This window comes from Ruegeria sp. BF8 (assembly GCF_056538625.1).
On sequence record NZ_JBQFTL010000005.1, the window covers coordinates 12,375 to 36,419 of the forward strand.

Here is a 24,045-nt window from a genome sequence, read left to right on the forward strand (position 1 = left end):
TCCTGCGGTCAGATCTTGTTGACCGGAACCTTGAGCATCTGGTTGCCGTCCTTGTCGGTCGGGATGTCACCCGCCCGGATATTGACCTGGATCGACGGGATGATCAGGGTCGGCATCGCCAGCGTCGCGTCACGCTCGGTGCGCATCTTGATGAACTCGTCCCGCGACTTGCCGCCGCCCACGTGAATGTTGTGCGCCTTTTCCTCGGCCACCGTGGTTTCCCAGCGAATGTCGCGGCCGTTGGGGCCGTAATCGTGGCACATGAACAGGCGGGTTTCGTCCGGCAGGCTCAGCACCTTCTGGATCGAGTCATAAAGCGTTCCCGCATCTCCGCCCGGAAAGTCGGCTCGGGCCGAACCACCATCGGGCATGAACAGCGTGTCACCCACAAACGCCGCATCGCCCATCACATGCACCATGCAGGCCGGTGTATGGCCCGGTGTGTGCATGGTGAAGGCGGTCATGTTGCCGATCTTGTAGGTCATGCCATCGGTGAACAGTGCATCGAACTGGCTGCCGTCACGCTGGAACTCGGTGCCTTCGTTGAAGATCTTGCCGAAGACCTCCTGCACGATCTTGATGTTCTCGCCAATGCCGATCTTGCCGCCCAGCTTCTGCTGGATGTAGGGCGCCGCCGACAGGTGATCGGCATGGGCGTGGGTCTCGATGATCCACTCCAGTTTCAGGCCCTGCTTTTCGATCTCGGCGATCAGCAGGTCGGCATGTTCGAAGGTGATCCGGCCAGCGGCATAGTCGATGTCCATCACGCTGTCGATGATCGCGCAGGCATTGGATGTCGGATCCGAAACGATGTAGCTGATCGTCGCCGTGGCCTTGTCGTAGAAGCCCTGAACCTTGGGTTTGACGCTCAGATCCACCGGATATGCGGAAATTGGTGTCGCGATTGCGTCAGCCATTTTCTGGTTGTGGGTGTCGATTGCCTTTTGGTCGGTCATGATCGTGCCTCCTCTCTGACGCTCAGGCCTTGGCCGAACGTGTAATCAATGGTTGCCCTTGCAGAATGCGCGCCAGGGCCAGCCCGGCGGCGACCGCGCCCAGAAACAGCAGAACCTCCCACCGTCCGGTGCCCAGGGCCGGAATTGCCGCGCCCGGGCAGAATCCTGCGATGCCCCAGCCCACGCCAAACAAGGCTGAGCCGCCGACAAGCTTCATGTCGATGCGCTTTGCGCCCGGAATCTGGAACCGGTCCGCATAGAGCGGCGCGGCGCGTCGCCATACCAGGCGATAGCCGATGAATGTCACCACCAGCGCACCGCCCATTACGAAGGCGAGGCTGGGGTCCCAGGTTCCAGCCAGATCGAAGAAATTCAACACCTTGGCCGGGTTCATCATGCCCGAGATCGCGATGCCTGTGCCGAAGACGAGGCCGGTCAGGAACGTATGGAACAGTTTCATTGCCTCACCCTCCGAATACGTGGCGGATCACGAAAACCGTGATGGCGGCAGTTGCCATGAAGGTCGGAACGGCGACCAGGGACCGGGTCGACAACCGCGACAGGCCGCATACTCCGTGACCCGAGGTGCACCCCGAGCCGAGGCTGGCGCCCAGACCGACGATGACTCCGCCGACCACGATCATCAGCGGGCTGATCGGCACCTCGATGGCCGGCATGGAGCCGGTCAGCACGTAGATCAGACCCGGTGCAACGATCATTCCGGCAACAAGCGCCAGACGCCAGGAAAACTCGGACCCGCTGTCAGGAAAGACCAGACCGGACATGATACCGGTGGCGCCCATGATGCGGCCGAGGCCCAGCATCAACAACACGGCGCCCAAGCCTATCAGCAGGCCGCCGCCAAAGGATGCAAAAGGCGTGAATACGGTTTCCATATTATCTGGTCCTGCAGGTTTTGATGCCCAAAAGCGTGTACACTGGGCAGAATTTCATGGTCGCGGTCAACAGCATGATGATGCCGACGATCACAGCGCCATATTTGAAAAGGGGTGCGGCGAACAGGGCCAGCCCGCTGAAGAGTACCAGGTACAGCAGGACCAACCCAAGAGCTGCGCGCAGCGTGCGGTCGATCGTTCCGACGTTGTTGGTCATATCGCCCTCCATATTCAGGTTTCTGAATGGCATATATGACGCCAGGAGCGTCTCTTCAGTGACAATGTCACGAAAGCCGAGAAGATTCCCGAAAAATCAGGTGCTGTGGGCCAAAGCCTGCAAAGCCGTTGTGTCGGTGAGCGTTATCTTGCCCCGGGATTGCGAAACAAACTCGCGTTTCTGGAAGTCGTGGAGCACCCGCGAGACAACTTCACGCGCGGTTCCCAGTTCGCTGGCCAGTTGTTGATGTGTGGCCTGCACCTCGTTCGCGGCATCGGCCAATGCAAGCAGACGTTCCGCCAGCCGGACATCGATCCGGCCGAAGGCGACGTCATCGACCACACGCAGAAGGTCGATCAATCGGCGGGAATAGGCTTGGAACACGAAATCGCGGAACGCGTCCTCTTCCGCAGCTAGGCGGTCGAAGGCAGGCTTGGGCAGGACGATCGCGGTGACATCTGTTTCAGCAATGCCTTCGGCGTTATAGGCCTCTTCGGCCAGCATACATGCCGTGGTCAGCACGCAGCTTTCGCCGGCTTCGACCCGATACAAGACGATTTCGCGCCCCGTATCCGAGCTTTGTGAAACGCGGATCCGGCCTTCGTACAGAAACATGAGGCTGTCCGGCACATTGTCGGGCCCGAACACCTGGGCCCCGTTCGGGAACTTCACGATCCGCGCGGCCGCGCGCAACCGGGCGCGTACCGCATCGGGCAGGTGGCTGGTTCCGTGGAACCGCTGGGTCCAGTCAGTGATTGTCATGTGGCTGCTTGCATGGGTGGCCCAAAGCCCTCGTAGATCATTACGGTTCTGCCGTCTTTCGCCCGGCCTAGACGATACGTTCGTAACAACGCGTCCTGTGCACCTGCCGCATGGCCTAGGACAGAACCGTGGTCGCGATCAAGGGAAAGCGCCCGAAGGTGCCTCGGGTCTATCCTGTCAGTCGCGACCCAGATCCTTGAGGATCGGACAATCCGGGCGGTCATCTCCGGCGCATTCCTGGATCAGGTGCGACAGTGTTTCGCGCATGGCTTTCAAACCTTCGATCTTGGCATCGATCTCTTCGAGGTTCTGTTTGGCGATCCGCTTGACGTCCGCGCTGGCGCGATGCTTGTCCTCGTACAGCGCCAGAAGCGAGCGGCAGTCTTCGATGGTGAACCCCAGCGACCGCGCGCGCCCGATGAACGCCAGCTTGTGCAGTTCTTTCTCGTCGAAATGGCGGTATCCATTGGTCGAGCGTCTGGGTTTGATGAAACCGATATCCTCATAATACCGGATGGTCTTGGCCGGCAAACCCGAGCGTTCGGCGACGTCCCCGATGTTCATGGCGGCTCCTTTCCTATTCGGCGGGTGTGGGTGCGTGTGCAATGGTCTGCGGTTTGCGGTCGGATCCGCTCGGCGGCCGGGCCGCCTTGACCCAACGCAGCCGCAATGCGTTTGACAAGACGAACACGCTGGACAGCGCCATGGCGCCAGCCGCCAAAACCGGGGACAGCAAGGGTCCGCCAAAGGGATAGAGAACTCCCGCGGCCACCGGGATCAGCAGCGTGTTGTAGCCAAAGGCCCAGAACAGGTTCTGCCGGATATTGCGCATGGTGCGCTGGCTGATATCGAAGGCGTTGACCACGCCGATCAGATCGCCCGACATCAGCACCACGTCTGCGGCCTCGATCGCAACGTCGGTCCCGGTGCCGATGGCAATGCCGACATCCGCGGCCGCCAGCGCCGGAGCGTCGTTGATCCCATCACCGACAAAAGCCAACTTGCCGCCGTTCACGCGCAGGTTTTCCAGTGCAGCGACTTTGCCTTCGGGCAGGACTTCGGCGACGACTGTGTCGATCCCAAGCTGTGCTGCGATGGCATCGGCCGTCGCCCTGTTGTCGCCCGTGATCATCGCCACTTTGAGCCCCAGCGCGTGCAAGGCTTCGATGGCCTCCGGTGTGCTGGGCTTGATCGGGTCGGTCACCGCGATTGCGGCGGCAGCGGTTCCGTCGATTGCGGCGTAGAGCGGTGTTCTGCCTTTGGCGGCCAGCGACGCGCCGTGATCTGACAGCGCACTGATGTCGATGCCTTCGCGCTCCATCAGACGATCGGCGCCGATGAGGATGCTGTGCCCTTCGACGACCGCTTGAACCCCATAGCCGGTGATCGACTTGAAATCCTCGGGCTTCGGCAGATTCAGGCCGCGTGTCTCGGCCGCGCGCACGATGGCGGTGGCGATCGGATGTTCCGAAGTGGCCTCGACGGCTGCGACCAGCCGCAGGACGGTGTCCTCATCCAGCCCTTGGGCAACCACAAGATCAGTCAGTTCCGGGCGGCCTTCCGTCAGGGTGCCGGTCTTGTCCACCGCTACAACAGTGGTTTCCTGCAACATCTGCAGCGCGTCGCCCTTGCGGAACAGAACGCCCATCTCCGCAGCGCGCCCCGTGCCCACCATGATCGATGTCGGCGTAGCCAGACCCATTGCGCAGGGGCAGGCAATGATAAGCACCGCGACCCCGGCAACCAGAGCCATGCTGAGTGCCGGGTCCGGTCCGAACAGCAACCAAACAAGGACTGTCACGACCGCCACCGCGATCACCGCGGGAACAAACCAAAGGGTGATACGGTCAACCAAGCCCTGAATGGGCAGCTTCGCGCCCTGAGCCTGTTCGACCATCTGAATGATCTGCGCCAGCATCGTATCCGCTCCGATCTTTTCGGCACGGACGGTCAACGCTCCGGTACCGTTCACGGTGCCGCCTACGACGGTTGCGTCAGAGGATTTCTCGACCGGAACCGGCTCACCCGTGATCATGCTTTCGTCAACATACGAACTGCCGCCCAGCACCGAGCCATCGACCGGGATCTTTTCGCCGGGCCGCACGTGAACCAGATCGCCCACTGCGATCTGATCAATAGGCAGTTCGACGATGCGGTTCTCCCGTTCGACCCGCGCGGTTTTGGCCTGCAGGCCGACCAGCTTGCGGATCGCCTCGCCGGTTCGGCCTTTGGCGCGTGCTTCAAGAAAGCGGCCCAGCAGGATCAGAACCACGATGACCGCGGCCGCCTCGTAATAGACATTGGCCGTGCCGGTCGGAAGGATTTCGGGCGCAAAGGTCGAGATCAGCGAGAACCCATAAGCCGCCGACGTGCCCAAAGCGACCAGCGAATTCATGTCTGGCGCACCCTTGGCAAGTGCTGGAAAGCCCTTGGTGTAGAATTGAAGACCGGGCCCGAACAGGACCAGTGTCGTCAAGACGAACTGAATGTAGTGGCTGGCTTGCAGACCGATGGTGCTTGCAATCAGATGATGCATGCCGGGAATGACATGCGCGCCCATTTCAAGGATGAAAACCGGCAAGGCCAAGAGCGCCGCAAACCCCGTTCGCAGTGCCAGTTTGCGGATTTCGTCAGCTTTGCGATCCTGCGCCGCTGCCTGAGCCGAGTTGCGCGGCGTCGCCGGGTACCCGGCCGCGTTGGCCAATGCAGCAATCGCTTCGGGTGTCGTGGCGCCCGTTGCAAACTGGACGGTCGCGCTTTCCGAGGCGAGGTTGACCGACGCCGCCAGCACCCCCTGCCCGGCAAGCAAAGCCTTCTCGACCCGGCCGACGCATGAAGCACAGCTCATGCCCTGGATGTTGAGCGTGACGGTCTTGGTCACGGCTGGATAGCCCGCGTCCTCCATCGCCTGTGCGATGGATTTGACATCAGCCGGAGCATGGAAATCCACCTGGACGCTCTCATTCGCCGGGTTTACTGCAGCCAAGTCGACGCCCGGAACCGCGCTGAGCGCACGCTCAACCCGGGCCACGCAAGACGCGCAACTCATCCCCTGAACCTGAAATTTGGCATGTGAAATATTGGCCATGTCGTCACCACGATTATCCGGTCGACCCTGTACATAAGGGTTCCAGCAAGTGGAAGGTCAAGGCCCTCTGCGGAATATCCCTGCACACCAAGCAAACCATCCCGTCAGGGCAAGAGCAGTTGCGGCTGTGCTCCGTCGGCAACAGGGCAACGATGGATGGCGACGGATCCTTGGTGAATTGAAGCGGAATCGCTTGGATGCGAGGGTATCACGCAAAGAGAATCACTTGGGAATCGGAAAGGTGCGGCATGACAACGAAGAAAGCATTGATTGGGCTATGCGCGCTGTCCCTGATTGCCGCCTGCACCGAGACCACGTCGATGTCCGGCGACAAAGCCCCCGGTGATCTTGCCAAAGTGCCCGAGGGCGTGGTCGAAATCGCCGCTCCGGGGCAGGACCTGACCGCCGTTCGGATCATGCCCGAAGACGGTTGTTACTGGTACCGTTACGTGGGTCCGGTCGAAACGACATACCTACCGCTGAGAACCGCCGATGGCCGCCCGATCTGCGCCCGGGCGTGACGGATCAGCTGCTGGCAGTCGCAAATCTTTCGGGTGGGTAAAGATGAGCCGTCGCGCCCGGCTGCACCCGGTTATACAGGCCAATAATATGGGCCATGACCATACGTACACAGCCTGAGCTTGCCCGCCCGCCGATAGACCGGGAATAGGGTGTTCCGTGGATGCGCAGATATGTGTCGCGATTGCCCTGAAACAGGTAGAAAGCGCGTGCGCCCAAGGGGTTGTTGGGTCCGCCGGGCATTCCGTCGGCAAACTGCGCATAGTCCTGCGGATCGCGTTTGATCATGTCTGCGGTCGGGGTCCAACGCGGCCATTTGGCTTTGCGCCGGATCGTGTAGGTCCCGGGTTCGTAGAGATTGCCACGGGCGATCGCCACGCCGTATCGCATCGCGGTTCCGCCCTCTTCGATGAAATAAAGGTAGCGCGCGACCGCATCCACGTGAATGTCACCGGGCACCAGCGACCGATTGGTTTCGACCCGTTGCGGCAGAAACCGGGGATTCAACCCCCAAGGGTTCGAGGTGGCCGGGTCATAGTTGGCCGGCGTCACCTGCCTGTCCCAAGCCGCCCATTGAGATGCGGTCGACGCTTCGGCCGATGTCGCGCCAAGAATCGGTTGCGAGAAAACAGCAAGCGAAGTCGCAACAAAATGTCTTCTGGTCAGCATGTCTGCACCTCCAGTCGCCTTGCCGTGGCAGCAAGAAAAAAGATCGGACTAAACGATTCCCTGAAACAGACCCCGAGTCCATTCACTTGTTCGTTTGACGCAAAACCTTGTCGCAACTGGTGTTTTGAGGTCGTGCACAAACGGCTGCCGAAAGCCGCGCATCTGGATCAGACGAGTTTTTGAACCGCCCCGGGTGGGTTGTCATAAAACTGTTACGAAAGCGTTACATAAGCTTCGCACGCCCGGACTACTGCACTCAACAAGGCCGCAGGGGGCGGCCAAAGCTGATTCTCAGGAGTGACCATGACCACCATCAAACTGACCGCTTCGGTTCTGGCAATCACCGCGATCGCCGCGTCCGCTGCCTCGGCGCGCGACGCCATCCGTATCGTCGGATCGTCGACCGTATTCCCGTACACCCAAGCCGTGGCCGAGCAGTTCGCCAACAACACGGGCGCTGCTTCGCCCATCGTCGAATCGACCGGTACCGGCGGCGGCATGAAAATCTTCTGCGAAGGCATCGGCGAAAACACTGCCGACATCACCGGCGCATCGCGTGCCATGAAGGCCTCGGAATACGAGCTGTGCCAAAAGAACGGCGTGACCGACATCTCTGAAGCTCTGATCGGTTTCGACGGCCTGTCGATCGCCATCTCGCGCAGCAATGAACAGGATTGGGACCTGTCGCTGGCCGACATCTACATGGCTCTCGGCGCCCAGGTGCCGGTTGATGGCGAGTGGAAGGACAACCCGTACAAGACCTGGAACGAAATCAACCCCGACCTGCCGGCCGTGGAAATCCTGGCTTATGGACCGCCGCCGACCTCGGGCACCCGCGACGCGTTCGTCGAGCTGGCCATGCATGAAGGCTGCAAAGAGCTGGACTTCGTCAAGAGCGGTGACTTCGACAAGAAATGGGTCAAGGAAAACTGCTCGCGCATGCGTACCGATGGACCCTTCGTCGAAGCGGGCGAGAATGACAACCTGATCGTTCAGCGCCTTGAGGCGGACCCGAACGCCGTGGGCATCTTCGGCTACTCGTTCCTGTACGAGAACCTGGACAAGCTGAAGCCGGTCACGATCGAAGGCGTCGAGCCGAATGCCGACACCATCGCCGACAAATCCTATCCGGTGTCCCGCCCGCTGTACTTCTATGTAAAGAATGCGCATCGCGGCGTGATCCCGAACCTGGACGAGTTCTTGGAAGAATACATGTCGGATGATGCTTTGGCATCCGACGGCTACCTGGCCGAACGTGGTCTGGTTGCTCTTTCCGACGAGCGCCGTGAAGAGCTGCAGGACGCAATCCTGGACGGCCAGAACATGGAACCCAAGTCGTAAGATTTGCAATTCATAGGGCTGTCCGGCCGCGAAACCGGGCAGCCCATTTTTGTGCCTGGGGGGCAGATGACTACTTTCGTGTTTGCGGCGCTGTTGGGCGTCAGTATCCTTGGATATTTGCTGAACAGACGGGCTGCGGCCGGTCTGCGCGCAGATGGGACGTCCCTGCACTCCCTGCCCGGCTATCACGGGCTGTTTTCTTTTCTGTCCACGCTGGTTCCAGTCTTTGTGCTGATCGTACTTTGGCTGATCTTGCAGGGGCCGGTGATCGACCATGTGGTCATGTCGGGCCTGCCTGCCGGCAGCCTTGACGGATTGGACACTGGCGGGCGTCAATTGGTGCTGGCCGAGATCAAGTCGATCTCGCGCGGGCAGATCTTCGGCGAGCCGGAACAGTGGAAGATGGACGCGGCCCAGCGGTATCTTGAACTGCATCAGATGTCGGGATGGGTTCTGCTGTCGATCGTTGTCATTCTGTCACTGGCTATCGTGGCATTTGCCCGGTCGCGCGTTGGTGTCGAATTCCGCGCCCGCCACAGTGTGGAACGCATCGTTTCCGGCTTGATGATTTTCTGCTCGACCGTCGCCATCTTTACGACCGTCGGCATCATTGCCGCGCTGCTGTTCGAATCCATCCGCTTTTTCGAGATGGTGCCGATCACCGAGTTCTTCTTCGGCCTGAACTGGGAACCGCAGATTCCTCTGCGCGAGGACCAGATTGCGGCCGAAGGTGCCTTTGGCTGGCTTCCGGTCATCCTCGGCACGATCGTCATTACCGTGGTCGCCTTGTTCCTCGCGGTGCCGGTGGGCCTGTTGTCGGCCATCTACCTGAACGAATTCGCGCCCGACCGCTTGCGGGCGGTGGCCAAGCCAGTGCTGGAGATTCTGGCTGGCGTACCGACCGTGGTCTATGGCTTTTTCGCGATCCTGGTCGTGGCCCCTGCCATGCGCAGTTTCGGAGCCTCACTGGGCATTCCGGTGTCGCCCAACACGGCGCTGGCCGCAGGCAGCGTGATGGGCATCATGCTGATCCCGTTCATCTCGTCATTTACTGACGACGCCCTGTCAGCCGTGCCGAAATCTCTGCGCGACGGAGCGCTGGCTTTGGGGGCAACCCGGGCCGAGACGGTTCTGAACGTGCTGTTCCCCGCCGCCATTCCCGGCATCGTCGGTGGCATCCTGTTGGCCGTCAGCCGCGCGATCGGGGAAACCATGATCGTGGTGATGGCGGCGGGACTGATCGCCTCGCTGACCATCAACCCGCTGGACAGCGTGACCACGGTGACCGTGCAGATCGTCACGCTTCTGATCGGCGATACCTCGTTCGACAACCCCAAGACGCTGGCAGCCTTTGCCTTGGGCATGATGCTGTTCGTCGTCACCCTGATCATCAACGTCTTCGCGCTGCGCATCGTGCGCAAGTACCGCGAAGCCTATGACTGAGGCCAAGAATCATGGCTGACCTGACCGCAGGACAAAACAATTCGCCAAAAGGCGGAGACACCGCCGACGCCGTGCGCGCCAGCTTGGCCCGCCGCAACCGCAAGCAGAAAATACTGCAGGGCCTTGGCCTGGGCGCCATCGGATTTGCATTTCTGATGCTGTTTATCCTGGTGGCCTCGCTTGTATCATCCGGATATCAGGCGTTCACCCAGACCAAGATCACGCTCGAGGTCTATGTCGACCCCGAGGAGATCGAGCCCGAAAAGCTGCCGCGGGGCGGTTTCAAGGACGTGTTGCAAGCCTCGCTGTCCGAGTTGCTGCCCGAGGTGGACACCAGCGATCGGGCTACCCGAAAGGCCCTGTCGGGCATTCTGTCCAACGGAGCGCAGTTTGATCTGCGCGACCGGGTGGTGGCCGACCCTGCGCTGATTGGTCAGACCATCACGATGACAGTGCCGGTATCTGACCCGTATGACCAGCTCAACAAGGGCACCATCGACCGCGACACGCCCGAACAGAACCGCCGCTTGAACGATGCCGAGATTGCGTGGTTCGATCAGCTCAAGGCCGAAGGCGTGATCAGCAAGCCGCTGAACACCGGCCTGGTCACCAATGCCGACAGCCGGTTCCCCGAACTGGCGGGCCTGAAGGGCGCGCTGATCGGGTCGTTCTGGGCGCTGTTCGTGTGTTTCGTGATTTCCTTCCCGCTGGGCATCGGCGCGGCGATCTACCTTGAGGAATTCGCGCCCAAGAACAAGGTCAGTGACTTCATCGAGGTCAACATCAACAACCTGGCCGCGGTGCCGTCGGTCGTTTTCGGCCTGTTGGCGCTGGCGGTGTTCATCGGCTGGTTCGGGCTACCGCGCTCGGCCCCGTTCGTGGGTGGCATGACGCTGGCGCTGATGACCATGCCGACGATCATCATCGCCACCCGCGCGGCGCTGAAGGCCGTGCCGCCCTCGATCCGCGAGGCGGCCCTGGGCATCGGTGCGTCCAAGCACCAGGTGGTGTTCGGTCATGTGCTGCCGCTGGCGATGCCCGGCATCCTGACCGGTACGATCATCGGGCTGGCGCAGGCCTTGGGGGAAACTGCTCCGTTGCTGCTGATCGGGATGAACGCGTTCATCACCTCGGCCCCGGCTGGCCCGTTCGACAGTGCCACCGCCCTACCCACGCAGATCTTCATCTGGGCTGACAGCCCCGAGCGCGGCTTCGTCAGCCGGACCTCAGCCGCGATCCTGGTGCTGCTGGGGTTCCTGGTCACGATGAATGCAATCGCGATCTATCTTCGCAACAAATTCGAGCGCAGCTGGTAAGCGCAAAGGGGTCATCATGATGAACGACATGAGCAAGATCGAGCCGAGTACCGCCGTCGACGCCATCAAAATTCAGGCGAAGGGCGTCCAGGTATTTTATGGCGACAACCAGGCAATCAAGGACGTATCGGTCGACATTCTTGACAAAACGGTAACCGCTTTCATCGGCCCGTCCGGATGCGGCAAGTCCACGTTCCTGCGCTGCCTGAACCGGATGAACGACACGATTGACGTCTGCCGGGTCGAAGGCGACATCCGGATCGACAACGAAGACATCTACGACAAACGGATCGACCCGGTGCAGCTGCGTGCCAAGGTGGGTATGGTGTTCCAAAAGCCGAACCCGTTCCCCAAGTCGATCTACGACAACGTAGCCTATGGTCCCCGGATCCACGGACTGGCCAGAACCAAGGCTGATCTGGATGAGATCGTTGAGAAATCCCTGCGCCGCGGGGCCATCTGGGATGAGGTGAAGGATCGCCTGCACGAGCCCGGCACCGGCTTGTCCGGTGGTCAGCAGCAGCGCCTTTGCATCGCGCGCGCGGTTGCCACTGAACCCGAGGTCCTGTTGATGGACGAGCCGTGCTCGGCTTTGGATCCGATCGCGACCGCCCAGGTCGAGGAACTGATTGACGAGTTGAAGCTGAACTTCTCCGTGGTGATCGTCACGCACTCGATGCAGCAGGCGGCTCGGGTCAGCCAGAAAACGGCGTTCTTCCACCTCGGCAGCTTGGTGGAATACGGGGACACGGGGCACATCTTCACCAATCCCGAAGACCCGCGCACGGAATCCTACATCACCGGGAGAATCGGATGACCCAGGACGCCATGAAGGACAAGCACATCGTCCGATCTTTTGATCAGGAACTCGAGTCTGTTCAGGCGCATCTGATGCGCATGGGTGGGTTGGTCGAGAACTGCCTGTCGGACGCGATCCGGGCACTGTGCGACAAGGATGTCGAACTCGCCGCGCGCACCGTCAAGGCCGATCGCGCCATCGACGAGTTGGAAGAGATGGTCAAGAACGACAGCGCCAACATCATCGCGCGGCGCGCGCCTACGGCCATCGACCTGCGCGTGGTCCTGGCGACCTTCACCATCGCCAACCAGCTCGAGCGCAGTGGGGACCATGCAAAAAACATCGCCAAGCGTGCCGTGACCCTGGCGGACTCGGCGAGTTTGGACGAAGTCAAATCGGCCATAGCGCGTCAGGCCCAGCTGGTGCAGAGCATGATTGCGGATGCCCTGGATTGCTTCATCCAGCGGGACGCGGACAAGGCCCAGGCCATCCGTGAACGTGACGCTGATGTGGATGCGATGTACAATAACGTGTTTCGCGCTCTGCTGACCCATATGATGGAGAACCCGGGCAATATCACCCCGGGCATGCATCTGCATTTCGTGGCCAAAAACCTCGAGCGGATCGGCGATCATGCTACCGGGATCGCGGAGCAGACCATCTACCTTGTCAGTGGGCAGTTGCCTGATGATGACCGCCCGCGCCTCGACAAGACACCAACGGAAACCACCGAGGTCCTGTGATGCCAACGCCATCGATCCTTGTCGTCGAAGACGAGCCCGCGCAGCGCGAGATCATCTGCTACAACCTCGAGGCCGAAGGCTTTGACGTGCGCCAGGCCGAAACCGGTGACGAGGCGCTGTTGCAGATCAAGGAAGTGCCGCCCGATCTGATCCTGCTGGACTGGATGCTGCCCGGCGTTTCCGGGATCGAAATTTGCCGCCAACTGAAGATGACGGCCGCGACCCGTGCCATTCCGGTGATCATGCTCTCGGCAAAATCCGAAGAGGTCGACAAGGTGCGCGGGCTGGAGACAGGTGCCGACGACTATGTCACCAAGCCCTATTCGGTGATCGAGCTGATGGCCCGAGTCAAATCCCAGTTCCGCCGGACCCGCCCCGCAGCCGTGGGCGAGCGGTTGGAATACGATGACATCGTCCTGGATGCCGAAACGCACCGCGTGACCCGCGCGGACGAGGACATCAAGCTGGGCCCGACAGAGTTCCGGCTGCTGTCGACCTTCATGGAAAAGCCAGGCCGGGTCTGGAGTCGCGAACAATTGCTCGACCGGGTCTGGGGGCGCGACATCTACGTGGATACCCGGACCGTCGACGTGCATATCGGGCGTTTACGCAAAGCTTTGACGGTGCGTGGGGGGGATGACCCGATCCGCACCGTACGCGGGGCCGGTTACGCGCTCGGCTGAGCACCGGTCCCTGTCATTTCGCGCAGGTGGCACCCCAGCATCAGCAGCGCAGGCCAGAGCAGATAGGCCTCGATCTCGATGTTTTCGCCGAAGGTCAGCAGCAGCAGGGTCATCAGCAGGCCCAGCGGCAAGCGTCCGCGCGCCGAGCGGACCGCGTCGGTGATCACCACGCCGAAATGCACGGCGAAGGGGACAAGAAACGCCATGAAGCCGGTGATGCCCTTGACGAACAGAAGTCCGTACCAGGTGTGGTGGCTTCCGATGGGCATGTACTCGACCAAATGCGCACCGGGCTGAACGGTTCCGTGACCAAAGAGCACCGCGTCGGATTGCCAGCGCTCATAGGCGATGCGTTGAAGGGTTTCGCGCACGCGGGTGCTGTCGGCGCGGGCCGATTTGAAATTCTGCAGTGCCTGGTTGCCCAGATCGATCGCGGCGGCCCCCCAGGCCGCGGACGCCGTCACCACAGCCGACACCAGAAACCATCCGATGCTGCGCGCCACCAGCGGCAAAAGGCGGGGCCCCAGCGTGCAGGCCACCAGCCCGACCAGCCCCATACGGGATTTCGACGCCAAGATCATGAGAATACCCGCGCTCAACCCGACGGCCATCCATCCCCGGTGCCGTTCTTCGAGCGCGAACAGGACCATGCATACCCCCAGCAGGGCGGCAAATGGCGACCATGGCGCGAAGAACTGCCACCGGGGCGTCCAACTGGCCGGGTCGATTGTATAGAGATAGACCGAGAAATACTCGGGCCCCGGCCCACCGACCGCCTTGAGCGGTGAGGTGAAGATCTGGCTGGGCAGGCCCAGATAAGGTGCAGCCAACAGCGGGGGCGCAAGGCACAGGGTCCACAGCCCCAGATTGCACTGGCCCCGCACCAGAACCTCGCGCCGGATCGGCAGTACGGCCCCAGCCAGGATGAACAATGGAATAAGCGCCCAGCCCTTGGCCCAGCCGATCGAGGACTTGATGGTCTTGCCCAGCCCCAGCCCCCAATCCAGATGGCCGGCCCACAGTGCAAACAGCATCAACAACATGCCGGCCATCCACAGCCAAGCCAGCGCCGGAACCGGCCCCGTGGCCCGCAGCTCCGGACGAATCGCCGGCCCCAGATACAAAGCCAACACCGCCAACCCCGCCAGGGACCATCCCAGTACCGGCCCGACGACATAGAGCGCGCCGATGGCATAGAACGGCCATGTCCAGACCAGCGCGCGCCAGACAAGCCGCTCGGCCGGGTTCTGCGGCGCGGCCTGGCTCATGCCTTGTTCTCGCCTGCGTCTTTCAACAGCCGCGAGATCAGCGGGTTGCGGACCCATGCCAGCGTCAGCCCGATCAGAAGCATCAACGTGGCGGCAATCCCTGCCGCGATCGACAGCTTCTTGTTGGGTGAAGACGGCCGTTCCGGCAGCGACGGATTTTCCAGCACCTGGATCAGCGGGTACGAGGCGTAGACATCGGTCTTTTTCGATTCCGACCGGGCGATGGCCGAGGCAAAGACGGCTTCGGCCACGGCAAAATCCCTTTGGCGGTCTTCAAGTTCAGCCGCCATCGACGCCAGCGCGGACAGGCGCGCAGTTTCGGCCGCGACCTGTGCGGCGAGGGTTTTTACGTGCTTTTCCTGCCCCGCGCGCAGGGCGTTTTCGCGGACAAGCTCGCTCAGCAACTGCGCACGCTCTCCCTCGGGGGCGCGGTCCAGACCCGAGAGCTGATCGACCGACAGGCCGGTCACCTCGGCCGCGCGTTGGACGGCAACCTTGCGTGCGCCTTCATATTCATCCCGCGCTGTGCGGTAGACCGGATGGCGCGGCCCGAAATTAGCATCGGCCTGCGCCAGCTTGGCCGCGCCGGTCGAGGCATCCTTGAGCAATGACAAGTATTGCGCGTCGGCGTACAGCTTCAGCGTGACCGCGGCGGCATCCGGCGGCAGATCAAGCGCGACCTCAAGCGCCGCGACCCGCTCGGCCTGCCGGGCCAGCGTGCTTTCCTCGGCCCGCAGCGTTTGGCGCGCGCGGTCATTCGCGGCCACCTGCTCACGGTATTGGGCGGCCGAGAGCAGCCCACTCTGCCGCTGCAACTGCTCGATCGCAGCGCGGGTTTCACGAACCGAGCGCTGATAGGCGTCGATTGCGCCGCTGTTGCTGGCCTCGCGCGTGGCGATCTCGTCCGCGCGCAAGGCGTCAATCTCGGCAAAGAACGCAGCGACAAGGGCATCGCCGTGGCGTTGCGCGTCCCCCGGGCTGGCGGCCTCCATTTCGATATGGATCAAGCTGGTCTGGTCCACCAGGCGGATGCGCGGCTTGCCGAACGCATCGCGCTCAGCCCCGACGGCGCGTGCGGCCGCATCCAGAATGCGATCGGCCGATAACAGCCGCTTGTAGGTTTCGGTGGGGCTGATCGACCCGTTGGCAAAGGCCGAATTGGCGTAGGACGAGGCCTGCCCGATATTGGCCAGATTGACCGAGGCCGACGCGCCCGACCCCGGCAGGATCAACGAGGCGTGGGATGCGTATTTGACCGGCGCGGTTGCCAGATACCCGCTGATCGGGGCCCAGATGCAGCTGGATCCCAGAAGAAACAACGCAACGTATCGCGGCAGCCGTCCCGCATCGGTCAGCCGCCCGCCCTTGAGAACGCGGCGCCATCCCAGCGACCGGATGTCCGTGCGGCTGATGCGCGCCCAGTCCCAAGGGCGGTTTGGCGCAAGCGTTTGTTGGTTGTCGGAAATCTGGTTCGGCATATCAAATCCTCTCTTACAGGATTGATATACGGATGCGGCTTGGGCTGTCCGCTGCGCAAGGGGTTAGGCCGGGGCGGGTTGGGACAGGCCCCCTATCCGAAAGGATGGACGCGGGTCAGAACAGGCCCGCCTCGCGCGCGGCCATCGCGGCCTGAGTACGGTTGCTGACACCCACTTTGCGGTACAGCGTTTTCACATGCAGCTTGATCGTGGGCTCGGACAGGTCCAGATCGCGGGCGATCTCCTTGTTCGACTTGCCCTCGGTCAGACCTTTGAGGACCTGGCGCTCGCGCTCGGTCAGTTTCTTGGCCATCGGGTGGGTGTCGTTCGGTTGCTCGGCGCTCATGAAACCGACGGGCAGATATTGCTCACCCATGGCCATGAAACGGATGGCGTTTACCAGAGACTTGGCCGGCAGGGTCTTGGGCACGAACCCGGCTGCCCCCAGCTCGAGCGCACGTTCAGCCAGATCGCGCGAGGCATCGCCGGTGAACAGCGCCACATGCCGCGCGCGATCCATGCCAATGCAGGTTTCCAACCCGCTCAGCCCGTTCATGCCGGGCATGTTCAGATCCAGCAGAACCAGATCAAATGGACCTTCGGATTCGATCTTGGCTTTTGCCGTCGCAAAATCCGGCGCGGTGGTGGGTTCGATCCCGCCCGCGGCCTCGATGAAGGCGACGAGCGTGTCCAGAACCAGTTCGTGATCGTCGGCGATAAGAACTTTCATCAATGAACTCCATGTGCCTCCACCCAGACCTGAAAAGGTTAATAAACCATTGATGATTGGCGGTGAAGCCTACCGAACGGACAGGCCGATACCCGATCGGATAGGAGCAACTGGCCCAATTTCCACGCGGTGCCGCATCCGGGCCGTGTCAGTCAGCCGATTTCTCCGCGTGCTCTCCCGATGCTCGTCTGTTGCGGTCCCGGCACAGCGGGCAGGTTCAGAGCAACAGTTCAGTTCATGTTCGGAGAGTTCCATGCACTTTCAAGCCGCACACGCCCTTTTCGACGGCGCACACACCACGCCCGGCACGGCGCTGCCGATCACCGATATTCTCGGGCAGCCGGTGGTGAATGCAGAATCCGGGCCGGTCATCACCACGCTTTTGGATGGTCACCGCCGGACCGTCTTTTTCCTGAACGCCCATTGCGCAAATGTCCGGGCAAAGAATGACCAATATCGAGCAGCCCTGACGCAAGCCGACCTCGTCCTTCCCGACGGGATCGGGGTCGAGCTTGCCGCCGCGATGCAGGGCGAACGCCTGGCCGAGAACCTGAACGGAACCGACATTGTCCCGCGCCTGGTCCGGCGCGCGGCCAAGCTGGGCCAGACGGTCTATCTGCTGGGCGGAACGCCCGGCACCGCACAGGCCGCGGCAGCGCGCCTGCAAGACATGGCGCCCGGCCTGAGGATTGCCGGTTGCCGCGACGGGTTTGGGGGCATCGAACGGACGGACGAAGCCTTGGACGAGATCAACCAGTCCGGCGCAGACATCCTGCTGGTGGCCATGGGCGTTCCGTTGCAAGAACTGTGGATTGCGCGGCACCGCGCACGGCTGAACCCGAACCTGGTGCTGGGTGTCGGCGCGTTGTTCGACTTTCTGGCGGGCAACGTCCGGCGGGCGCCCGGGATCGTACGGCGGGTTCGGATGGAATGGGCGTGGCGGTTGGCGATGGAGCCACGCCGCATGGCCCGCCGCTATCTGATCGGAAATTTCGAATTTCTGGGACGGTGCGTCGCCCAGGTTCTTGGCGGGCTGACGCCCAGCCGTATTCTTGACCTGACCGTCGCGCTGGCGGCCATGACGGTTCTGGCCCTGCCGATGCTGGCCATTGCCGCCCTTGTCCGGCTGGACAGCCGCGGCCCGGCCCTGTTCCGGCAGACACGGGTGGGAAGGAACGGGGTGCCTTTCACCGTCTACAAGTTCCGCTCGATGACCACAGACGCCGAAGCGCAAAGGGCAAGCCTCCTGGCGCAGTCCGACCGCGCAGGCGTGTGCTTCAAGGCCCGTCACGATCCGCGTGTCACACGGGTGGGCAAGGTTCTGCGCCGCTTTTCGCTGGATGAGCTGCCGCAGATCCTCAACGTGTTGAAGGGCGACATGTCGATCGTCGGACCGCGGCCTGCCCTGCCCGAGGAGGTCGCCAAATACCCGCCCCGCGCGCTTGAACGCCTGGCCGTCCGCCCCGGGATCACCGGCCTCTGGCAGGTGTCGGGCCGGGCTGCCATCGACTTTGACCGGATGATCGACCTGGACACCGCCTATGTGCGGTCCCGCTCGGCCCTTCTGGACCTGATGCTGATTGCCATGACCGTGCGGGCCGTCGTGTCCGGCCGCGGCGCCTACTGAGAAAACCCAAGGAGAATTGATATGACCAAGATTCGCAAAGCCGTCTTTCCTGTCGCCGGACTGGGCACAAGGTTTCTGCCCGCGACCAAGACCGTGGCCAAGGAAATGCTGCCCCTGATCGACCGCCCGCTGATCCAATATGCCGTCGACGAGGCGCGCGCGGCCGGGATTGAAGAATTCATCTTCATCACGTCACCCGAGAAAACCGCGCTCGAAGCCTATTTCGGGCGGAATACGGCGCTTGAACGCAAGTTGAAGGATGGTGGCAAGACCGAGCTTTTGAACAACCTGCGCTGCGCCGATCTGGAGGATGGCAAATACTGCTTTGTCCGGCAGGACGCGCCCCGTGGATTGGGCCATGCGGTGTCGCTGGCGCGCGAGTGTGTGGGCAATGAGCCGTTTGCGGTGATCCTGCCCGATGACGTCATCAGCGCCCGACGCCCGGCCCTGTCACAGATGGTCCAAAGCTATTGTGACCAGAGCGGCCACATGGTTGCGACCCAATCCGTGCCGTCCGACAGGATCGGGTCCTACGGCGTCGTCGATATCGCCCTGCAGGCCGGGCGTGTTCAAAAGCTGCGCGGCCTGGTCGAAAAGCCCAGCCCCGAGCAGGCGCCGTCGAACTACGGCATCGTCGGGCGGTATATCCTGCAGCCGTCGATCTTTGATCGACTGGCCGGCCAGGCACCGGGTGCGGGAAATGAAATCCAGCTGACCGACGCCATCGCTGCGGATATCCAAACCGCTGGCTGCTCGGGCTACGCCTTTGCGGGTGAACGCTTCGACTGCGGGTCGGTCGCCGGATATCTTGAGGCCACCGCGGTCTTTGCCCTGCAGCGGTCAGAGCTGCGCGAAGGGTTTGAGCGGATCATGGCACAGCGCATGGGCCACCTGCGCCCGGCCGCGTAACGGCGGGCACCTATCCGTTTGGATAGGTGCTTATCCCGATGCCCGACTGTTGCCCGGTCACGCTTTCTGATCTTGTGCAGTTGGACACTAGGAGAATGAAATGCGGATTTTACTTGTAGCCCTGGCAATGATTCTGACCTTGGGCCAGGCACAGGCCCAGGATCTGGCCGAACCCACCGGAGACGTGGTTCTGACGATCACCGGCAACCTGACCCAGTCCGGAGCCGAGGATGGTGCGCGGTTCGACATGGACATGTTGAAATCCTTGCCCGCGCGGACTTTTGCGACCTCGACGATCTGGACTGAAGGTGAGAACACCTTTGTCGGCGTACCGTTGTCGGTGGTGTTACAAGCAGTCGGTGCCGATGGAAGCATGATCCGCGCCACGGCGATCAACGACTATGCGGTCGAAATCCCCATGGACTCGGTCACCGAAAGCGACCCGATCGTCGCCTATGAGATGGACGGCGCCGAGATGTCGCGCCGGCAGAAAGGCCCGCTGTGGATCGTCTACCCCTATGACAGCGACCCGAAATACCAGACCGAGGTGACCTATTCGCGCAGCATCTGGCAACTCGATCGTCTTGAGGTCGTTAAATAGCTTGCAACCGGAGTGAGTGCAGTAATGAGTAAATCGCAGTGAACAATCGATGAGGCTCGGATTGAGCGATACCGATACGCAGGTTTTGCGCCGCCGATGGGTCTTCGGGCTCATCGGCTTCGGCGTTTTGTTGGGTCTGGTCGCGGTGGCGTGGTTGTCGGCGCAGGTGTTTACCGATTTCAACGACCGGCGAGCGGCGCCTTCGGACAATGTCCAATGGACGCTGTCGCAGGTCGAGGTCGACTATCTGTCATACCTGAACGCTCTGGAAACCGCGTCGGCGGCGCAGGACGCGCAAAATGGCACGTTGGATCTGGTGCGCCGGCGGTTCGATCTGTTTTACAGCCGTGTCGATACACTGGCCCAATCACGCGTATTCCAGCCGTTGCGTCAGGATGACCGGTTCCGCCTGCCGTTGGAGCGGGTGACCCGGCACCTGAACGCCGCGATCCCCTTGATCGACGCGCCGGATACCGAGCTGTCCGAAAAACTGGACGATCTGAAACGCGCCGCCCTTGAGATCGGTCCGCATGTCCGCACGTTGGCCGTTTCGGGCATCTCGTATTTTGCCACCGAGTCGGACCAGCAGCGCATCCAGACGGCGGCAAACCTGCTGCGGTTGGCGATTCTGTCGGGGGCCTTGCTTCTGACCCTGGGCGCCGTCAGCGCCTATCTTCTGGTGGTCAACCGACGCGCCACGCGGCGCGGCCGGGCCCTGCGGCAGGCGAATGAACGGATGAATACGATCCTCTCCACCTCGTTGGACGGGGTGATCGTGGTCGATGCCAAGGGCGACGTGATCGAGTTCAACCCAGCCGCCGAGGCAATATTCGGCTATACGGCGGATCAGGCCCGGGGGCGCTCGATCGGTGACCTGATCGTGCCGCCGCATCTGCGTGAGGCACATCGCGCCGGCATGGTGCGCATGCAGTCTGGCGGGGAACGCCATGTCGTCGGCAAAGGCCGTGTCCAGTTGGAGGCGATGCGCGCGGATGGCGAGCAGTTCCCGGTCGAACTGGCGCTGCAGTCGGCCCGGGCGGGCGATCAGGAAATCGTCATCGGCTTTGTCCGCGACATCTCGCAGCAGGTGGCGGCGCAGCAGGAACTGATCCATGCCCGCGACCAGGCCCTTGCCGGCGAAAAGGCCAAGGCCGATTTCCTAACCGTGATGAGCCACGAGATCCGCACGCCGCTGAACGGGCTGCTGGGCAACCTCACGCTGCTGAAAAACACCCGCACGACCCGGGAACAGGCACGGTTTGTCGAGAACATGGAAATCTCGGGCCAGATCCTCCTGAGCCACGTCGACACCGTTCTGGACATCGCCCGGTTCGAGGCCGGGAAACTGTCGGTGGCGTTGCAGCCCTCGAACCTGAACGACATCCTGCAAGAGATTGTGGACGGTCAAAGCGGCAACGCTGCCTCGCGGGGGAACTCCATCTCGTGGCAATGGGTGGGCGATGCGCGCCCCTGCGTCGCCGCCGATGCCCAAAGGTTACGGCAGATTCTTCTGAACCTTGTGGGCAATGCCATCAAGTTCACCGAAAACGGCCGGATCTCGATCGAGGTCGAAGTAACCGAGCCTGGCCCAACGGCCGGCGTCAACATCTTTGAATTCCGCATCATCGACACGGGTATCGGTATCGGCCCGGATGAGGTCGACGTCATCTTTGACGATTTTCACACCAGCGATCCAAGCATCGGTCGGGCCACCGGGGGCACCGGTCTAGGCCTGGGCATAGCACGTCGGTTTGCTGAGGCCATGGGCGGAGAGATCGGCGTTGAAAGCACGCCCGGCGAGGGCAGCGTGTTCTGGGTTCGTCTGCCGCTGCAGGACGCGGAATTGGACGCCAACCTTGACAGTGACCAGCCAGAGGTTCAGCACGTCCAGCCGTTGGACGTGCTGGTGGTCGAAGACAACGAGATCAACCGCGAGGTGATCTGCAACATGCTGAAACTGGACGGTCACGGGGTGACGGTTGCCGAGAACGGCCAACTGGGCGTGGACGCGGCGGCTGCGCATCGGTTCGACGTGATCCTGATGGATATCAGCATGCCGGTCATGGACGGTCCGACGGCCACGCGCCACATCCGCAGCGGGGGCGGGCCTTCGGCGGAGATACCGATCATTGCCGTTTCGGCCAACGTGCTGCCTGATGCGGTCGACGCGTTCCGCGCCGCCGGTATGACCGCCTTTGTCGGCAAGCCGATTGCCCTGGATGCCTTGCGCAAAGCCTTGTCGGTGGTCACCAACCCCGGAGCTTCGACCCGGTCCGAGGAGGAAACGGATCATATCGGCGATCTGCGCGCCAGCCTCGGCGCCGACGTCTTTGACCGGTTGCTTGCCAAATACCTGTCCGAAGGGGATGCCGTCGTCGCTCAGCTTGCCCAGTTGGAGGCCGGTGAAGCAGATCTGGACCAGGTCGCGCAGGAGTGTCACAGGCTGGCGGGAAGCGCGGCGACCTTTGGTGCGATGGGGTTCCGCGATGCGCTGATTGCGATCGAGATGGCCGCAAAATCAGCAGAACGTCAGCAGGTCGCCCTTCTGTTGAACGGTCTGCCCGAGGTTTGGGAGCGGGCAAAGGCTGTGTTGCCCGCCCCCGGTGCGATCAAGGGATGAGCAGCGCGGCAGCCCCGACGATGCCCAGCGACCGGGCGATTTCGGTCACTCCGGTGACTTTGCTGTCGTAACAGGCAACGGCATCACCCGGCAGAACATAGGGATCGTAGTCGTCGCGGTCTCCGCGCCGCAGCAGCTGTTCGATATTGCGCTCGATCACGACCGAGGATCCGGTCACGGGGTTGCGCGTGAACAGCACTGCGCTGCGGTTGGCGTTTGTCGTCTTAGACCCGCCGACGCAGTTGCTGTCGACCACGGCCTGCAGGAAACGGGTGCCATAAGGCACTTCACGCACGTCGCGCCCGATGGCGGATTCTGCATTGCCCGCAGCGGGTTGGGTCAGGTTCGACATGTACATTGTCACGCCGGGCGGGCTGATCGGGCTGGGACGCATCAGCGCGTCTTGGAAACACCCACGGCTGTTGACCACGATCTGGTCGCCGGTCAGCAGCATGATGTCGGTGGGGTCCGATCCTTCGAACACACCACGCAGATCCATGCGATAGATGCGCCCCTGGCGGTGCAGTTCGACCGCCGACAGATCGGCATCCGGCCGCACCCCGCCCGCGGCCCGCAGCGCCACCGACAGGTTGCGCCCCTCGGTCGAGGCCCCCAGCGCGCCCTGGCGCCGACGGTCAAGGGAATCGCCCGGAACGCCGCCGATCTCGACCGAGTGCGGCTCGAACACCGCGCCGCGGACACCCACTGTCACTGAGGCGAAATCGCTGACCCGTACGGTCACGCGGGGTTCGATGTCATAGAACTGGGCCGCAACCAGAACGCGGGCCACCTCTTGTTCGACCTGCTCGGTGGTGCGGCCCTGGGCGCGCACGGGCGGCAGGTAGGGCAGCTTGAGGTCTCCGTCACGTGAGACGACATAAGCGTCGCTCAGCAGGTCGTCCCCTTCGATGGTGATCTGGACCATGTCGTTGCGCGACAGTTTCTCGCCCAGCAAGGGGCTGAGCGCCGGTTGCGACCATTTCGCATAGGCATTTGCGCCCTGATCGCCGGCCTGCGGCATGCAGGTCTGGCCGTTCATCGCGGCGGCCTGCAGCAATTGCGTATCGCCCCGCCGACGACCGGGTTCGCGATATTGCGCCTGATAACTTTCGCCGCGCGATACGGCTTCGATGTTGCGCGGGGTCTGCATGCTGCTGCACCCCAGCAGGGTCGAGGCGCTGACGGCCGTAATAAGGAAGGTCTTGAAATTCATGGTCATTTTCATCTCCTGATCTGTCACAGAAGATAAACCGCGCCGCGCGTCCTGCGTCAGTCCGGCATCGGGATGGCGGTTTGTCCCATTCGGATAGGTCCCTCTCCGAACGGTCCCCTGCCCCGTCCGACCGCGTCCGGGACACAGACCCTAGCCACCCGTACAAC

General features: G+C 62.2%; 23 protein-coding genes. 11 read left to right on the plus strand and 12 right to left on the minus strand.

The annotated features are described in order from the left end of the window. Positions 1–8 precede the first annotated feature (8 nt). The 7 genes from ACR0LD_RS15775 to ACR0LD_RS15805 all read right to left on the minus strand — a co-directional run bounded on the left by ACR0LD_RS15775 (position 9) and on the right by ACR0LD_RS15805 (position 5,919). Positions 9–893, minus strand: coding sequence for an MBL fold metallo-hydrolase (locus ACR0LD_RS15775; RefSeq protein WP_260066749.1), 885 nt, complete (start codon positions 891–893; stop codon positions 9–11). An 85-nt stretch (positions 894–978) separates the two neighbouring features. Beyond that, positions 979–1,416: a DUF6691 family protein gene (locus ACR0LD_RS15780; RefSeq protein ID WP_480637872.1), complete on the minus strand. Its 438-nt coding sequence runs from the start codon at positions 1,414–1,416 to the stop codon at positions 979–981. A 4-nt stretch (positions 1,417–1,420) separates the two neighbouring features. Then, a complete protein-coding gene (locus ACR0LD_RS15785; RefSeq protein WP_170365772.1) occupies positions 1,421–1,852 on the minus strand; it encodes a YeeE/YedE family protein in 432 nt (143 codons plus the stop codon). 1 nt (position 1,853) lies between these two features. Beyond that, a complete protein-coding gene (locus tag ACR0LD_RS15790; RefSeq protein WP_170359531.1) occupies positions 1,854–2,069 on the minus strand; it encodes a YgaP family membrane protein in 216 nt (71 codons plus the stop codon). 96 nt (positions 2,070–2,165) lie between these two features. Next, positions 2,166–2,831, minus strand: a complete 666-nt coding sequence (locus ACR0LD_RS15795) for a Crp/Fnr family transcriptional regulator (RefSeq protein ID WP_480637875.1) — start codon at positions 2,829–2,831, stop codon at positions 2,166–2,168. Between the two features lie 177 nt (positions 2,832–3,008). Further along, positions 3,009–3,395 carry a Cu(I)-responsive transcriptional regulator gene (cueR, locus tag ACR0LD_RS15800; RefSeq protein WP_093963300.1) on the minus strand — a complete coding sequence of 129 codons (387 nt, stop codon included), beginning with the start codon at positions 3,393–3,395 and terminating at the stop codon, positions 3,009–3,011. 13 nt (positions 3,396–3,408) lie between these two features. Next, positions 3,409–5,919 (minus strand): heavy metal translocating P-type ATPase, encoded by a 2,511-nt coding sequence (locus ACR0LD_RS15805; RefSeq protein WP_480637877.1) that lies wholly within the window; start codon positions 5,917–5,919, stop codon positions 3,409–3,411. 248 nt (positions 5,920–6,167) lie between these two features. Here ACR0LD_RS15805 and ACR0LD_RS15810 point away from each other — a divergent pair, with 248 nt between their 5' ends. Continuing rightward, on the plus strand, positions 6,168–6,440 hold the full coding sequence (locus tag ACR0LD_RS15810; RefSeq protein WP_170444648.1) for a hypothetical protein: 273 nt from the start codon (positions 6,168–6,170) through the stop codon (positions 6,438–6,440). Positions 6,441–6,444: 4 nt separating this feature from the next. On the opposite strand, the gene ACR0LD_RS15815 is transcribed toward ACR0LD_RS15810, so the two are convergent. Further along, the gene (locus ACR0LD_RS15815; protein WP_480637880.1) at positions 6,445–7,107 is read right to left on the minus strand and encodes a L,D-transpeptidase; all 663 of its coding nucleotides are present in this window, start codon (positions 7,105–7,107) and stop codon (positions 6,445–6,447) included. A 303-nt stretch (positions 7,108–7,410) separates the two neighbouring features. Between ACR0LD_RS15815 and ACR0LD_RS15820 the strand changes: the two genes are divergently transcribed. From ACR0LD_RS15820 to phoB, 6 genes are all read left to right on the plus strand, one after another. Then, the gene (locus tag ACR0LD_RS15820; RefSeq protein ID WP_170391531.1) at positions 7,411–8,448 is read left to right on the plus strand and encodes a substrate-binding domain-containing protein; all 1,038 of its coding nucleotides are present in this window, start codon (positions 7,411–7,413) and stop codon (positions 8,446–8,448) included. Between the two features lie 66 nt (positions 8,449–8,514). Continuing rightward, entirely contained in the window at positions 8,515–9,891 is a 1,377-nt protein-coding gene (pstC, locus tag ACR0LD_RS15825; protein WP_244952436.1) for a phosphate ABC transporter permease subunit PstC, read from the plus strand. A gap of 11 nt (positions 9,892–9,902) precedes the next feature. Then, positions 9,903–11,207, plus strand: coding sequence for a phosphate ABC transporter permease PstA (pstA, locus tag ACR0LD_RS15830; RefSeq protein ID WP_170341613.1), 1,305 nt, complete (start codon positions 9,903–9,905; stop codon positions 11,205–11,207). A gap of 19 nt (positions 11,208–11,226) precedes the next feature. Further along, positions 11,227–12,024, plus strand: coding sequence for a phosphate ABC transporter ATP-binding protein PstB (pstB, locus tag ACR0LD_RS15835; protein WP_093963750.1), 798 nt, complete (start codon positions 11,227–11,229; stop codon positions 12,022–12,024). After that, on the plus strand, positions 12,021–12,749 hold the full coding sequence (gene phoU / locus ACR0LD_RS15840; RefSeq protein WP_254433987.1) for a phosphate signaling complex protein PhoU: 729 nt from the start codon (positions 12,021–12,023) through the stop codon (positions 12,747–12,749). The genes pstB and phoU overlap by 4 nt, the downstream gene beginning before the upstream one ends. After that, on the plus strand, positions 12,749–13,432 hold the full coding sequence (gene phoB / locus ACR0LD_RS15845; RefSeq protein WP_170341606.1) for a phosphate regulon transcriptional regulator PhoB: 684 nt from the start codon (positions 12,749–12,751) through the stop codon (positions 13,430–13,432). Before phoU ends, phoB begins: the two co-directional genes overlap by 1 nt. Here phoB and ACR0LD_RS15850 read toward each other — a convergent pair. From ACR0LD_RS15850 to ACR0LD_RS15860, 3 genes are all read right to left on the minus strand, one after another. Further along, positions 13,417–14,700, minus strand: coding sequence for an O-antigen ligase domain-containing protein (locus ACR0LD_RS15850; RefSeq protein ID WP_480637884.1), 1,284 nt, complete (start codon positions 14,698–14,700; stop codon positions 13,417–13,419). The genes phoB and ACR0LD_RS15850 overlap by 16 nt on opposite strands. After that, complete coding sequence (locus tag ACR0LD_RS15855) at positions 14,697–16,178, minus strand: GumC family protein (RefSeq protein WP_480637886.1); 1,482 nt, start codon at positions 16,176–16,178, stop codon at positions 14,697–14,699. Before ACR0LD_RS15855 ends, ACR0LD_RS15850 begins: the two co-directional genes overlap by 4 nt. A 115-nt stretch (positions 16,179–16,293) precedes the next feature. Then, positions 16,294–16,908 (minus strand): response regulator transcription factor, encoded by a 615-nt coding sequence (locus ACR0LD_RS15860; RefSeq protein WP_170341595.1) that lies wholly within the window; start codon positions 16,906–16,908, stop codon positions 16,294–16,296. Between the two features lie 253 nt (positions 16,909–17,161). Here ACR0LD_RS15860 and ACR0LD_RS15865 point away from each other — a divergent pair, with 253 nt between their 5' ends. The 4 genes from ACR0LD_RS15865 (at position 17,162) to ACR0LD_RS15880 (ending at position 22,665) form a co-directional block, all read left to right on the plus strand. Beyond that, positions 17,162–18,535: a WecB/TagA/CpsF family glycosyltransferase gene (locus ACR0LD_RS15865; RefSeq protein WP_480637888.1), complete on the plus strand. Its 1,374-nt coding sequence runs from the start codon at positions 17,162–17,164 to the stop codon at positions 18,533–18,535. A gap of 21 nt (positions 18,536–18,556) precedes the next feature. Then, positions 18,557–19,444, plus strand: coding sequence for a UTP--glucose-1-phosphate uridylyltransferase (locus tag ACR0LD_RS15870; protein WP_170365786.1), 888 nt, complete (start codon positions 18,557–18,559; stop codon positions 19,442–19,444). A 100-nt stretch (positions 19,445–19,544) separates the two neighbouring features. Further along, a complete protein-coding gene (locus ACR0LD_RS15875) occupies positions 19,545–20,045 on the plus strand; it encodes a putative pterin-binding protein (protein WP_254429389.1) in 501 nt (166 codons plus the stop codon). Positions 20,046–20,106: 61 nt separating this feature from the next. Beyond that, a complete protein-coding gene (locus tag ACR0LD_RS15880; RefSeq protein ID WP_480637890.1) occupies positions 20,107–22,665 on the plus strand; it encodes a hybrid sensor histidine kinase/response regulator in 2,559 nt (852 codons plus the stop codon). Here the strand turns inward: ACR0LD_RS15880 and ACR0LD_RS15885 are convergent. Next, positions 22,655–23,884 carry a polysaccharide biosynthesis/export family protein gene (locus ACR0LD_RS15885; RefSeq protein WP_480637892.1) on the minus strand — a complete coding sequence of 410 codons (1,230 nt, stop codon included), beginning with the start codon at positions 23,882–23,884 and terminating at the stop codon, positions 22,655–22,657. The two genes, ACR0LD_RS15880 and ACR0LD_RS15885, sit on opposite strands and share 11 nt — an antisense overlap. Positions 23,885–24,045: the final 161 nt, after the last annotated feature.

Excerpts from the sequence above, each read along its gene's own strand:
- pstC (WP_244952436.1), top strand. The coding sequence starts at position 8,515 with ATGACTACTTTCGTGTTTGCGGCGCTGTTGGGCGTCAGTATCCTTGGA.
- ACR0LD_RS15870 (WP_170365786.1), top strand. The coding sequence starts at position 18,557 with ATGACCAAGATTCGCAAAGCCGTCTTTCCTGTCGCCGGACTGGGCACA.
- phoB (WP_170341606.1), top strand. The coding sequence starts at position 12,749 with ATGCCAACGCCATCGATCCTTGTCGTCGAAGACGAGCCCGCGCAGCGC.
- ACR0LD_RS15855 (WP_480637886.1), bottom strand. The coding sequence starts at position 16,178 with ATGCCGAACCAGATTTCCGACAACCAACAAACGCTTGCGCCAAACCGC.
- ACR0LD_RS15790 (WP_170359531.1), bottom strand. The coding sequence starts at position 2,069 with ATGACCAACAACGTCGGAACGATCGACCGCACGCTGCGCGCAGCTCTT.
- ACR0LD_RS15780 (WP_480637872.1), bottom strand. The coding sequence starts at position 1,416 with ATGAAACTGTTCCATACGTTCCTGACCGGCCTCGTCTTCGGCACAGGC.
- ACR0LD_RS15885 (WP_480637892.1), bottom strand. The coding sequence starts at position 23,884 with ATGACCATGAATTTCAAGACCTTCCTTATTACGGCCGTCAGCGCCTCG.
- pstA (WP_170341613.1), top strand. The coding sequence starts at position 9,903 with ATGGCTGACCTGACCGCAGGACAAAACAATTCGCCAAAAGGCGGAGAC.
- ACR0LD_RS15810 (WP_170444648.1), top strand. The coding sequence starts at position 6,168 with ATGACAACGAAGAAAGCATTGATTGGGCTATGCGCGCTGTCCCTGATT.
- ACR0LD_RS15875 (WP_254429389.1), top strand. The coding sequence starts at position 19,545 with ATGCGGATTTTACTTGTAGCCCTGGCAATGATTCTGACCTTGGGCCAG.
- ACR0LD_RS15795 (WP_480637875.1), bottom strand. The coding sequence starts at position 2,831 with ATGACAATCACTGACTGGACCCAGCGGTTCCACGGAACCAGCCACCTG.
- ACR0LD_RS15805 (WP_480637877.1), bottom strand. The coding sequence starts at position 5,919 with ATGGCCAATATTTCACATGCCAAATTTCAGGTTCAGGGGATGAGTTGC.
- phoU (WP_254433987.1), top strand. The coding sequence starts at position 12,021 with ATGACCCAGGACGCCATGAAGGACAAGCACATCGTCCGATCTTTTGAT.
- ACR0LD_RS15820 (WP_170391531.1), top strand. The coding sequence starts at position 7,411 with ATGACCACCATCAAACTGACCGCTTCGGTTCTGGCAATCACCGCGATC.
- ACR0LD_RS15785 (WP_170365772.1), bottom strand. The coding sequence starts at position 1,852 with ATGGAAACCGTATTCACGCCTTTTGCATCCTTTGGCGGCGGCCTGCTG.
- ACR0LD_RS15865 (WP_480637888.1), top strand. The coding sequence starts at position 17,162 with ATGCACTTTCAAGCCGCACACGCCCTTTTCGACGGCGCACACACCACG.
- ACR0LD_RS15850 (WP_480637884.1), bottom strand. The coding sequence starts at position 14,700 with ATGAGCCAGGCCGCGCCGCAGAACCCGGCCGAGCGGCTTGTCTGGCGC.
- ACR0LD_RS15860 (WP_170341595.1), bottom strand. The coding sequence starts at position 16,908 with ATGAAAGTTCTTATCGCCGACGATCACGAACTGGTTCTGGACACGCTC.
- pstB (WP_093963750.1), top strand. The coding sequence starts at position 11,227 with ATGAACGACATGAGCAAGATCGAGCCGAGTACCGCCGTCGACGCCATC.
- cueR (WP_093963300.1), bottom strand. The coding sequence starts at position 3,395 with ATGAACATCGGGGACGTCGCCGAACGCTCGGGTTTGCCGGCCAAGACC.
- ACR0LD_RS15815 (WP_480637880.1), bottom strand. The coding sequence starts at position 7,107 with ATGCTGACCAGAAGACATTTTGTTGCGACTTCGCTTGCTGTTTTCTCG.